The sequence below is a fragment of the Thalassotalea fusca genome, assembly GCF_053485835.1.
Genome location: NZ_JBQRUN010000002.1, coordinates 154,186 through 166,355 on the forward strand (window position 1 = coordinate 154,186; position 12,170 = coordinate 166,355).

A 12,170-nucleotide genomic window follows, 5' to 3' on the forward strand; every position below is an offset into this window, starting at 1 on the left:
TACCCTTTATAGTTACCATCGCGCGAGCATTTACGGATTAGCTGTTAGACTAATCGCCACATTACTGGCTTGGCTATAGCCATACAAATCGATGTACCAAGTACCTGCTGACGGATTGTCAAACGTACAAGATTCGCTGTTGCCATTATTCCACGAGCGGCAGTTATATTGGCTTTGCGTTGATTGCTGTCCAAATGTAACGTACAGATCAGCATCACCTGTGCCACCAGACGTCGTAATCGTCATATTGCTATAATTCGCTGGCATTTGGTAAGTGTATCGTGCCCAGCTACCGTAATTGACAACGCTTGCTGTAGCGGAAACATCAATTGGCTCAAGTCCACCTGTAGGCGCTTTAAAGCTTCCCGTTAAACTTGCCCCATTAATCTGATTCCACGCTTGCACCATGACATGGTATTTACCCGCTTGAACGTTTGATATTGAACACGTTTCATTGCTGGTTGAAGTCGTGCTCTTACAATCTGAACTGCTTAGCGTAGGTGCACTACCAAATTTAACATACAAGTCTGCATCGCCTGTACCACCTGTGGTAGTGAATTTCAGATCTGTTGCCCCTGCCGGTACGTCAAGCGTATAGAAAAACTCTTGTTTTGCTGCACCTGAAATATTAGTTTTGGCAACACCATTTTCTAACGTTTCTGGACCTGTCACCGGCCCTGTTGGACAAGTACCAACACCAACTGCACACCAAGCAGTCTCTACCGCTGTTGCTTCCGTTGCGCCATACAAGTCCGTAGCAGCTTGTTTAGTTGCTGTACGTGCGCCAGCAAAGTCAGTACTTGAATTCATGTAAGTCGTTAAAGCACGATAGAAAATTTGCTCAGCTTTTAATAACCCCACCGAAGGAACCACAGCGGTTGATTTATTGCGTGGGTGTGTGCCGCCATCTACTAATAACGCAAATGCTAGGTTAGCAATACCAGAGTTACCATGTACGCCACCATAATCGTTAAATCGTGTAGGATTACTTTCGTATGGAATACGTTCTGGCCACCAATCTTTTGAATAGTTATCTGCCGTCGGATTATCCATATAACGCATTGCATCACCCGGCGTATTTGGTGTGTAGCTTTCTTCAGCTAACTTCCAATCAGCCGTTGTTGTATTGTTCTTGTAAGCTAGTGCCGCCACACCCATAATGTCTGACCAAGCTTCATTCAGTGCACCGGATGCGTTGTTGTATACCAAATTAGCAGTGTATTGAGTAACCCCATGAGTTAATTCATGGCCGATAACATCGAAACTCAAGGTTAAATCAGCAAGTGTTGAACCATCGCCATCACCGTACATCATTTGCGAACCTGTCCAATAAGCGTTACCAACGTTATTGCCCAAGTGCACACTCGACACCATTGTCATGCCACTACCATTGATACTATCGCGGCCAAAACGTGCTAAGTAATAGTCGTATACTTTTGACGCGCCATCATGCGCTCGCTGTGCCGATGCATCGTTACATACTTGGCTGTTGGTACATTTTAGTACACCAGGTGCAGCATTTTGATCTTGATTTTGTAGATCATATGTTTTCCAATTCTTTGCCGAATGTACCTTGGCATGACGTGTTAATTGCTCTACTGAACCAGCGTCATAGAAAAAATCATCGCGACCAAAGTCTTCACCACCATTGTTCCATGTGACTTCCACTTTCCAAGCAAGTTTTGTTTCTTCAGTAAGTGGTAAATAAACGTATACTTTTTGTGGTTCCGACGTAATTTCACCATGCGCGCTTGCCGCTGAACTTACTGCAGCAATAGTACTTGCGTCTGACGTCAAAGATTTTAAATTAGTATGTACCACAGGGTTTTTAGCTAATACACCACTAACTGCGTACACTTGTTGAGCCACATCAGCTTTTTGTAAGCCGCGTTTTGAACTTTCAGAGTGAATTGTTAACGTAGTACCATATACTGGCAAACCGTTGATATGCTGACGCACTTGTACGTGGCTCTTGCCCAGTTTGTCAGACCATTGACGTCTCACACTAAAGCTCTCATTGCCTACCATTCGTTGCGTGCTATGCATAGACAAAACGTCACGAATAGCGTCAGAAGTGAGTTTACCCTTTGAAATTTCGCCAAGTTTACCAGCAGAAAAACTGGCGGTGCCCTTGTATGTTGTTGCTTTGACCGTATCAGCAGCCAATGCGCTTGATGAAGCAGTTGAGAGTGCGATCGCTACTGCTAAGCTGATATAATTAGTTTTCATAGTTTTCCTATTCTTCTTAGTTTTATAATTATGTTTCCTGTTTAAGGAAAGCTAACCATAAAACCCAACAACTGACTTAACAAAAATTAAACATAATATTAACCATTTCTAATATTATCAATATGTAACAAATTAGTTACATACCAGTAATTTTCGCCAGCTTTAAAAGAATATAACTACAGAAGAGGTTTGACTATAAGCCTCTGTATTATAATCAAAATAATTTATAAATAATAAAGTCAATGAAAGAAAAACACCGAAACAACAATACATTCTCAGATAAACCCCAAGAACCCATCATTAACAAAACATTCACTTTACATACACCTTTATTCGTAGTAACAACGTCTATTTTTGCATGCTATTCAGCCAACTTCTGGGCAACAATTGATCACTTAGATAACGTTAAACGGTGCAATAAAACGGCAGCTTTTTCGATATTTTTGTGGAAGCTTTGGAGGTCACCTACTTCGTCTTTGGTGTGAGCACCACTGCCCATCATACCGATACCATCAATCGCCATGTCAACGTGTTCCGCGGCAAAAGAAATATCGGCAGCTCCTGCATTGCGTGGGTTAGCAGAGCTCACTTTGTTATACCCCAAGTCTTCACTTACTTGGCTATAAAGAGCCAACAATTGCGTATTTCCACTGGTTACCGCCATCGGAGGGTAACCAACGGAAAAGGTAATATTGCTTTCTATATGATTGGGTGCTGCCGCCACAATACGCTCCATTTGGTGTTTTGCTTCGACAAATTGTGCGCTTGATGTCGCTCTAATATCACCTGTTACTTTGGCAGATGCAGCTATTACATTGCTTTTACCAAATGCTTCACCAGTATATGTGCTGGTATCATGCGAAATGCGTGTTCCACCGATTATCATGCCGGGGTTATAGGTAAGATCCTGATATTCACTCAATTGCTCTCGAAATTGCGATAAGATTCTCGCGGATTCATAAATAGCACCGTAGCCAACCTGATCGGTAAATAAACGTGAAGAATGCGCACTCTTAGCTTTGATCTCCAGTGTCCATCCCACATAGCCTCTTCTTCCAGCCATTGCAGTTCTAATATCACTATCACCGCTCTCAAAGCCTAGCGCGATATCCGCCCATTTGGCGTATTCCACAATAGCAGCTTTAGATTTGCTTAGCGGACGGCCGCTACTTTCTTCATCACCCGTCATTACAATCGCAATATTCATTTGTGATAACAGACCAACTTCTTTTAGCGCTCGCATTGCTGTGACAATAATGGTATTGCCCCCTTTCATATCGTTTGCACCGGGCCCTTGCAGGGTGTGTTCATCTAATAGTTGCCACTGTTGAAATTCGTCATGTTCTGCGAAAACAGTATCTAAATGGCCAATGAGTAAAATTTTTGGGGCGTTTTCATCCTTGCTTTTGTGAACTGCGACCAAATGTCCCGCTCGATTGAAATCACGCCCATCTAACCACTCTGTGTGAAATCCTATTTCTGACAATTGTTTATTATACAAATCACCAACTTTTCTTACTCCAGCAAAGTTCATGCTTCCACTATTGATATTAATGGCTTGTTGTAATTCCTTCACAGCATTTGGCAGAACCTTTTCTACCGCTGTGCGAATGTCGAGCTCAGTGGGAGTAAGTTGATTTTTCGCTTCCACAACTGCAGCGTTTAATGCCACTAGCACAAACAAAACGCGAGAGATAATTTGAACCACGAGTATTCCTTTCCAAAACAATGGGGTGAGTTGCTATAGCATACTGAACTTGTTCAACGAAACCAACGTTCAACTCACTTTCGAATGTGAACAAACTGTTATGATTGCATTGAAAAATGAAGCAACTGGTCGCTAAAAGATACAAAGTGCAGTGAAAAGTGGTAAACTTGCCGCTCCTTTGGTTCGGATTTTGATACATGTTAACGTTAAGAACACTTTTTTATTCGCTATTAAAGCTTCCTATTAAACTTCTTGTGAGAAGTAAGATTGTGGCAGACACCTCAATTGCAGCATTTGCTAATAGCCAAACAGAAAACCTGTTCTATATTATCCACCACCGCTCTGCGAGTGATTTAATAACCTTACAGGCCGCATGTAAGCGACAAGGGTTGCCTGACCCATTGTCGTCAATCGTCATTAACAACAAGACGTACCCACGAACCATTTGTATAGAGCGCCCTAATTCTTGGCTAACTAAACTTTTCGGCCATGAAAGTTCGGCACTTGTTCAAGGCTCAAACCTTCTCGCGTTACAAGAGCAGTCTAAAGACCTCGACTTACAACTCATTCCAGCCCATCTAGTTTGGGGACGAAAACCTAACGTTGAACGTAATAAGGCGAATGTTGGCACTATCTTAGCCGATCAAGAATCACCAAGCTGGTTTCGTAAGCTATTTATCGTACTATTTCTGGGAAGAAACTCGCTTGTTCGTTACAGTCAGCCTCTTTCGCTAAAAGAAATGTGTGGTAAGCATGGTACATGTGAACAAACCGCGAAAAAGTTGCTGCGCGTAGCTCGTTTTCATTTCTATCGACAAACGATTGCTGCGACTGGCCCGCGCTTAATGCACCGCAATCAAATGTTTAAGACGTTATTGGCGATGCCTTCAATACAACGGATAATTCAAGATGAAGCCAAGAACAAAGGCATTAGCATACAGGCGTCTGAGAAAGAAGCATTGCATATCATGGATGAAATTGCTGGCGACTATCGCGACTCAGTGATACGCGTAGGTGAGCGCATACTTACTTGGTTATGGAAGCGGTTGTACAGTAAGATAGAAGTGCATCATGCCACGCGACTGCGAGAACTAGCACAAGAAGGTCATGAAATCATTTATGTGCCCTGTCATCGTAGCCATATGGACTACCTACTCCTCACTCATGTTATCTATCAACAGGGATTAGTAACCCCACGTATCGCTGCAGGAATAAACTTAAACTTTTGGCCAGCAGGGCCAATTTTCAGAAAGGCTGGCGCATTCTTTATCCGCCGCACTTTTGGTGGTAATAGACTGTATTCAACGATTTTCCGTGAATATTTAGGACTACTGTTTGAGCGCGGCTACGCGGTTAAATACTACTCTGAAGGTGGACGTAGTCGTACCGGTAAATTGCTTCCTCCTAAAACAGGGATGCTGGCAATGACGATTCAAAGCCTGTTAAAAGGCATTGATCGCCCCTTGACGCTGGTACCTGTATATTTAGGTTACGAACATGTTATGGAAGTCGGTACTTATCACAAAGAATTGAGCGGTTCAAAGAAAGAAGGAGAGTCAGCGCTAGGTGTCGTTAAAGCGATCAAAAAATTAAGAAATTACGGCAATGGTTACGTTAATTTTGGACAACCGATTAATATTAATCAGTTTCTTAATCAGCATGAGCCCGACTGGAAGGCTGCAGTTGACCCAATCGATCCGCAAAAGCCGAGTTGGTTAACACCTACTGTGAATAAACTAGCGGCTAACGTGATGACATCAATCAACCAAAGCGCCGCGATTAACGGTGTTACATTAGTTGCCTTGATTTTGCACGCCACCGAAAACAAAGCCATGACCAGAAGCGATTTAGAAGCACAAATCGACTTCTTCATTGATGTGCAAAAATTCACGCCGTATAGTAATGAAACGGTGATCCCTGAGCAATCAGGAAAGGAAATTCTTGATCACGTGATCTCACTGAACAAAGTCACCGTTGAGCACGATAGTTTAGGCGACATTATTTCCCTAACAGGCTCGGCATTGTTAGAGATGCGTTACTATCGCAATAACATCTTACATTTATATATTCTGCCTTCTTTGGTTTGCCGTATTTTGGACAAGACACCAAAAACAACAACGGCTGTTATCGTCGAACAAACTCAGGCAATCATCAATGTCATCCGCAATGATTTTTACCTATGGCAAGACAATACAACCATCGCAGCACAAGTAGAGAGTGTGTTAGCGCATCTTGCTAGTCTATCGATTGCCAAGCATAGCAAAGCAGACTTTTGGTCATTAGATGCGACAACGGAGCAACATGCTTGTATTCGAGTAATTGGCGAATGTGTTGATGAGACCATTCAACGGCTCGCTATTGTTACCTCATTATCAGGACGCTTAACACCTGTCAGTCGCGCTGATTTAGAAAGCAAAGTGGTCGCCATTGCCAAGCGCCTTTCAGTGATCAACAACATTAATGCACCTGAGTTTATCGATAAAAAAGCGCAATCCGTGTTAATTAATGCCTTGAAGCAGCAAGGTCATCTCGTTGACGACGAGCAAGGAAAATTAGTGGCCGATGAATCATTAAAAGAGTTTCGCACCATAGTGAACAATTTAATCGAAATATCGGTACTTCAAAGTATCGCTCGATAAGGACATCGCGCAACGCGATCTGGAATGGATGTGATTGGTTAGGGCATCACAATGTGATGCTCTGTACTTATCGCTAGGCCATCTAATGTAAGGTTATAAATATTCAATGGCTATGCCGATGAATATCACTAATCCCACCCAATGGTTATTCAAGAACGCTTGAAAGCAAGGCATACGTTCACGGTTGACTATTAATAGTTGTTGATAGGTAAACAATGCAGCCGCAATGACTAAACTCAGTTGATATGGCCAGCCAAAAGCGAGAATATCGCCCACACTCCACAAAAGACCTAGTACTAGTAATTGCAATAAGCCAATGATTTTTTTGTCATATTGGCCAAAGATGACCGCCGTAGATTTAACCCCAATTTTTATGTCATCATCGCGATCAACCATGGCATACATGGTGTCATACGCAACAGTCCAAAGCACATTAGCAGCAAAAAGCATCCAGGCAATCGTCGGAATTTCACCTTGCGCTTCTGCGAATGCCATCACCATTCCCCAACTAAAAGCCGCCCCTAAAACAACTTGCGGAAAGTGAGTATAGCGTTTCATGAATGGATAGCTTGCGGCCAGTGCCAGCGCCACAACAGATAGCATAATGGTGTACAGCGAAAGTGAGGCAACAAGAACGAACGCACATCCAATGAGAAAACCAAACAGATTAAAGGCTTCCTGTGTCGTCATCATGCCCGAAACCAAAGGACGTTGCTGCGTTCTTTTTACCTTGCCATCGACTTTCCTATCCGCAATATCATTGATCACACATCCTGCGCTTCGCATAACAAAAACGCCAAGCGAAAACACAGCCAGTAAGTGTATTGGCGGTAAACCATCACAGGCAACCCACAACGCCCACAATGTTGGCCACAGCAGTAAGTAAGTGCCAATTGGTTTATCCATTCGAGTAATAAGCTTTATCGCTTGCCATTTACGCGCGATAGTTGTCATTAGCACACCTTCACTTGTTCATACGCTAATGCGTTGGGTAAGAACACTTCCGCTACCATGAGAGGCTTTTGTTCGATCATAAATACTGAGCGGCGACCCCATAACGCTTGCGCCGCTTTTAAATCAAAGTGTTTTAATATCGAAGATAAATGCGTGTTGACGTCAAAATCAGCCACTTCAATGCATTTCCGCTTAAGATCCGGATGATTGAATAATACCTGCCCCAGCGATTCGTTACCTAAGCGTGACAATTCTGACTGATTGCCCGTTAAGCTTCGTAGCGGTAGCAAACTTCTGGCAAAAACATGGGGGACTTCATCGCAAAATAATAATACTTCACGTGCAATAACCGCTTCACCAACAAGGATATCTTCGTTCGCTTCATGTGGTGCACAAGTGGTAACTTGCTGACCCAAAACTTGCACGCGAAAACGCTCGCTTGATGCAATAAGTCGTTTAGTCAACGACTGACGATCAAGGAGCCAATCTCTTAAATTATTATCGAGTTTCTCTGCTGCAGGATCACGCCAATTGGCGTTCAGGCCTACGGGATATATAGCGTGTTGCGTTATCATTGTTACTTCAAATCGTTACATCGCGCGTATAATAGCAGGTTTTATAATAAGGCGCTCGTGAATAAATTGACCGAATGAGAACCCTACTGCTACGATTAAGCTATCAATAGATTTTTGGCTACGCATAAGTATTTGAACATATTTAGCAAAACTGGTGACGAACCCCATCATAATGAATTCGCCTCAACACGACGATTAGTGTTGCTGACGAGCATATTGTTTCTCTGTTTATTGTTATGGCAGAGTTATTCAGCCAGTCACGTCCATCAACAATATCAAGAAGCGTTAATGGATGATGTAGCAGACGATGTGTTGAGTGAAGTACAGTCATATTTTCAGAGAATGCGCCGAGAAATCGATTTATTTCAACGCCGTCATCATGAAGCTATCAGCAATTTATATAGAAAAGGTAGCTTAGCGACAAAGGATGAGTATTTTCCAACGTTACATGCGTTAAAAGACGAATTAGCACATACACGATTGTTTGCTGTCATTGATGAGAATGGCGATGGTTTGCTAAAACATATCACCGGCGATTTTCTCCCAGCATGTAAAGAAGAAGTGGCGAGTACTATCGTTAACGGAACGCAAGAAAAACTGTTTTTACACCGTAGTGAATCGAGTGTACATTTCGATTTGTTGCAACCATTAATAGCTTCCCCAAATCACAAGGCTTATTTCTTCACGGCCTTTAATCCGGTAGTACTAGAAAGCATACTGAAACGTTACCAACTTCCTCATCAGCAATTGTTCTTAATGCGTTCAGACAACATTGGTAAAATTGAGTTATCAAGTGAACATTTGCCTACGGCGCCACATAAGATGGTGATGTCAGCAGAGGAACTCAATCGTTTTTCATTCATCAAGGCGATTCCGGGAACACGTTGGCAAATTGCCATTCGACTTGCGCCAGAATACAGCAGCCGTTTATATATCAACGGCTTAGTAAAAGCGATCATTATCTGGATGTTGCTGACGCTGATCATTTATGCGTTTTATCGCATGCAAAAAATTGGCATTTTAAAAAGCATACAAATGGAAGAACAGCTCAGTTATCGAGACAATCATGATAAATTAACTGGGCTTGCTAATCGCGCCTATTTCGATCAATCACTTAGTCAGGTGTTAAATCAACACGTTAATGAATCCAGTAGCCGTGGCGCCGTTTTCCATATTGATATAGACCAATTTCAAGTACTGAACAATACCTTTGGCTATGCGACTGGTGACCGTGTGTTGTTCCAATTGTCATTGGCGATCAAAGAACAACTCGATAGCTCAGCGACCATGTGTCGTCTAGGCAACGATGAATTTGCCATTTTATTGCCGTCATTGCCACATGCGCAAAGTCAACGTGTGGCAGAGCAGTTACGTCAGTTCATCCAAAAACTCGATTTAAATAATATTCATCGCAATACTCAAATCACCGCCAGTATAGGTGTCATCAACTTGGACGATGAACAGCTCGAAGCCGAGCAAGTGTTGTCGTCGCTAAACCTGTGCGTCAAACTCGCTAAACAAAAAGGGCGTAACCGGGTGCAAATGTACCAAAGCGACGATATACAGTTACAGCAACATGCACATGAAATGGCAATATTGCATGATCTTTCAACGGCCATTCGCAACAAGCAACTCATATTGTACCGACAAGAAATTAAGCCCCTGCATGAAGAGTTGCCGTATAAGAAGTATGAAATTTTAGTACGCATGATGTCACCAGAGGGCAAAATCATACCGCCTAATGTCTTTATACCGGCTGCAGAAAAATACGGACTCATCAAACAACTCGACCGTGCCGTCATTGAAAAAACCCTAAGTACACTATGCCGACACCCTAATGATAAAGATCACTATAGTATTAATCTTTCGGGGGCATCATTAAGTGACAAAGATACCGTCGATAACATCCAGACGTTGTTAGATACCTTTCACATTACAGCCAACCGTATTTCATTTGAGATAACTGAAACATCGGCCATTAGTCATTACGAGTCTGCGATCAAACTCATTAATCAACTGACTTCGGTAGGCTGTCATTTTTCATTAGATGATTTTGGTAGCGGGGTGTCGTCATTTAGTTATCTTCAAAAGCTGCCAGTATCTACAATTAAGATAGATGGCGCTTTTGTTCATGACATAGATACCAATGCGATAAATCGTATCTTCCTTGAAAACATCTTACGTACGGCCAGCGCCATGAATAAACTTACCGTGGCAGAATACGTAGAAAATGCCAATATTGAACGTATTCTCACTGAAATAGGCATCCATTATGGGCAAGGGTATTTCATAGATAAACCTTCGAAATGGCATGATGCTGAAGATCACTAGCGCGTATAACATAAATAATTTTTTTTGCGTGAAATAAAGAATTTACGAAAAACCACCACACAATCGGGAAATTTCGCGTTATTATATCGTTAATATATAAAATTTGGATTTTGGTTAATGAAGTACATTTTTGCTTTCATCATCACATTTAATTTCACCAGTCTCTTATCAAGCGCACAGGCAGCAGACTATGCCTATTACGGCTTTGAACCCGACATAGTAACCAACTACGTCGCGGTAAAGAAAAAAATGGGTTACGTTCGATTGACGGTGGAATTGATGATAGATGACTCATCGAATTACGAAATAGTTGAACATCACGCGCCGTTACTTCGCGACGCCATCATTAATATTATCGGGCAGCAACCGGAAGCCAAAATAAAGTCAATTAACGGTCGGAGCGAAATTCAAAAACTTTGCGAAGACAAAGTAAAGAGTCTGTTACAAAAAGAAACGGGCGAACCATTGATTAAGAAATTACTCTTTACGCAATGGTTAGACAACTAACCATTGCACTCAGACATCTAGTCGCTACTTGAATGAGATTTTGGCGAGCGCTTAGTGCCGCCAAAATCAAGCCATGCCAACAAACAGCCCGTCACTAAACCAAGTAAGTGAGCGGCATTTGCTACGTTAACCGGTAAAATGTTGGCAAAACCCAATAATAACCAAAACAGCAGAAAACCAACGATGGGTTTCGAAAGCGATAAGCCTATATGTGGAGCGAGCCACCCGGCCCACCAAACATAACCAACGACCGCATAAACAACACCTGATAGCCCACCAAAATTGGCGCCTGTCACGAGAAACTGTGCCAAATTAGACAATATGGCTGATGCGAAGAATAACGACAGCAGGGTTCGCTTTCCTCTAACATTTTCAATAGCGCCTCCCAATTGCCACCACCACATGGTGTTAAAGACAATGTGAAGCCAGCTAAAATGGAAAAATGCTGGCCCAACTAGCCGCCATGGTTCAGCAGCCATCCATTCATAAGTAAGCTGAGGAAAAAAGCGCACTGCTGCAAATATTTCTCGTTGCCAACCAAACAGACCTAGTAACCAAAGCCCCCAACAAACAATAAACACTGTCAACGTTACTAAGCCAGCGTGTGCCAAAAAATGCCGTTTAAACTCGGCTGTGATAGACGGCGCATGGTGTTCGACACTTACCGTTTCGCTTGCTGTCCAAGCGGCGTGTTGGTACTTAGGGTGGGTAGGCTGTTCGATGAATTGTTTGAATTCTGATCTGGCTTGGGTGAGGTCTTCGTCTCGGCAATATATTGCATACTGGCCATCAAGCTTTTCAACCTGTGCATAAATATTGATGCTGTTAAGATATTGGCAGAACAAAAGCGCGACATTGTGTTGATTCAATGCCGCGATAGGATGTAAATCAGTCGACATTATTTGGCAACGTCTTCCGGATAATGTAACTGCCAGTCGGTAAATCCACCATCAAGTGAATAGACATCGGTAAAATCCTGACTCACTAAAAATTGCGCTGCTTGCTGACTTGATATACCGTGATAACAGCAAACCACGGTTGGTTTGTCCATATCAGCTTCCCGCAAGAAATCTGGCAGCGAATCATTGGTTAAATGAATTGCCCCCGGGATATGACTCGCCTGATATGAAGCCGGATCACGAATATCTAATACCACATGTGATTGTTCAGCCAATACTTCATGTAATTGACTGATATGCATGTGTTTAAAACCTACGTCACTCATTA

General features: G+C 42.5%; 9 protein-coding genes. 3 read left to right on the top strand and 6 right to left on the bottom strand.

Going from position 1 to position 12,170, the window contains the following annotated elements; genetic code table 11:
* Window positions 1–30: 30 nt before the first annotated feature.
* A complete protein-coding gene (locus ACSLUK_RS03050; RefSeq protein ID WP_448547041.1) occupies window positions 31–2,229 on the bottom strand; it encodes a M4 family metallopeptidase in 2,199 nt (732 codons plus the stop codon).
* A gap of 391 nt (window positions 2,230–2,620) precedes the next feature.
* A complete protein-coding gene (locus ACSLUK_RS03055; protein ID WP_448547042.1) occupies window positions 2,621–3,937 on the bottom strand; it encodes a M20/M25/M40 family metallo-hydrolase in 1,317 nt (438 codons plus the stop codon).
* 197 nt (window positions 3,938–4,134) lie between these two features.
* On the opposite strand from ACSLUK_RS03055, the gene plsB reads away from it, so the two are divergent.
* A complete protein-coding gene (plsB, locus tag ACSLUK_RS03060) occupies window positions 4,135–6,576 on the top strand; it encodes a glycerol-3-phosphate 1-O-acyltransferase PlsB (RefSeq protein WP_448547043.1) in 2,442 nt (813 codons plus the stop codon).
* Between the two features lie 93 nt (window positions 6,577–6,669).
* Here the strand turns inward: plsB and ubiA are convergent, their stop codons facing one another.
* Window positions 6,670–7,530 carry a 4-hydroxybenzoate octaprenyltransferase gene (ubiA, locus tag ACSLUK_RS03065; protein ID WP_448547044.1) on the bottom strand — a complete coding sequence of 287 codons (861 nt, stop codon included), beginning with the start codon at window positions 7,528–7,530 and terminating at the stop codon, window positions 6,670–6,672.
* The gene (locus tag ACSLUK_RS03070) at window positions 7,530–8,105 is read right to left on the bottom strand and encodes a chorismate--pyruvate lyase family protein (RefSeq protein ID WP_448547045.1); all 576 of its coding nucleotides are present in this window, start codon (window positions 8,103–8,105) and stop codon (window positions 7,530–7,532) included. The genes ubiA and ACSLUK_RS03070 overlap by 1 nt, the downstream gene beginning before the upstream one ends.
* A gap of 132 nt (window positions 8,106–8,237) precedes the next feature.
* Here ACSLUK_RS03070 and ACSLUK_RS03075 point away from each other — a divergent pair, with 132 nt between their 5' ends.
* Together ACSLUK_RS03075 and ACSLUK_RS03080 are read left to right on the top strand one after the other, a co-directional pair.
* Window positions 8,238–10,436: a putative bifunctional diguanylate cyclase/phosphodiesterase gene (locus ACSLUK_RS03075; RefSeq protein WP_448547046.1), complete on the top strand. Its 2,199-nt coding sequence runs from the start codon at window positions 8,238–8,240 to the stop codon at window positions 10,434–10,436.
* Window positions 10,437–10,553: 117 nt separating this feature from the next.
* Window positions 10,554–10,943, top strand: a complete 390-nt coding sequence (locus tag ACSLUK_RS03080) for a flagellar basal body-associated protein FliL (RefSeq protein ID WP_448547047.1) — start codon at window positions 10,554–10,556, stop codon at window positions 10,941–10,943.
* A gap of 17 nt (window positions 10,944–10,960) precedes the next feature.
* On the opposite strand, the gene glpG is transcribed toward ACSLUK_RS03080, so the two are convergent.
* Window positions 10,961–11,842: a rhomboid family intramembrane serine protease GlpG gene (gene glpG, locus ACSLUK_RS03085; RefSeq protein WP_448547048.1), complete on the bottom strand. Its 882-nt coding sequence runs from the start codon at window positions 11,840–11,842 to the stop codon at window positions 10,961–10,963.
* Window positions 11,842–12,168 (bottom strand): thiosulfate sulfurtransferase GlpE, encoded by a 327-nt coding sequence (gene glpE / locus ACSLUK_RS03090; RefSeq protein WP_448547049.1) that lies wholly within the window; start codon window positions 12,166–12,168, stop codon window positions 11,842–11,844. The genes glpG and glpE overlap by 1 nt, the downstream gene beginning before the upstream one ends.
* Between the last annotated feature and the right edge of the window lie 2 nt (window positions 12,169–12,170).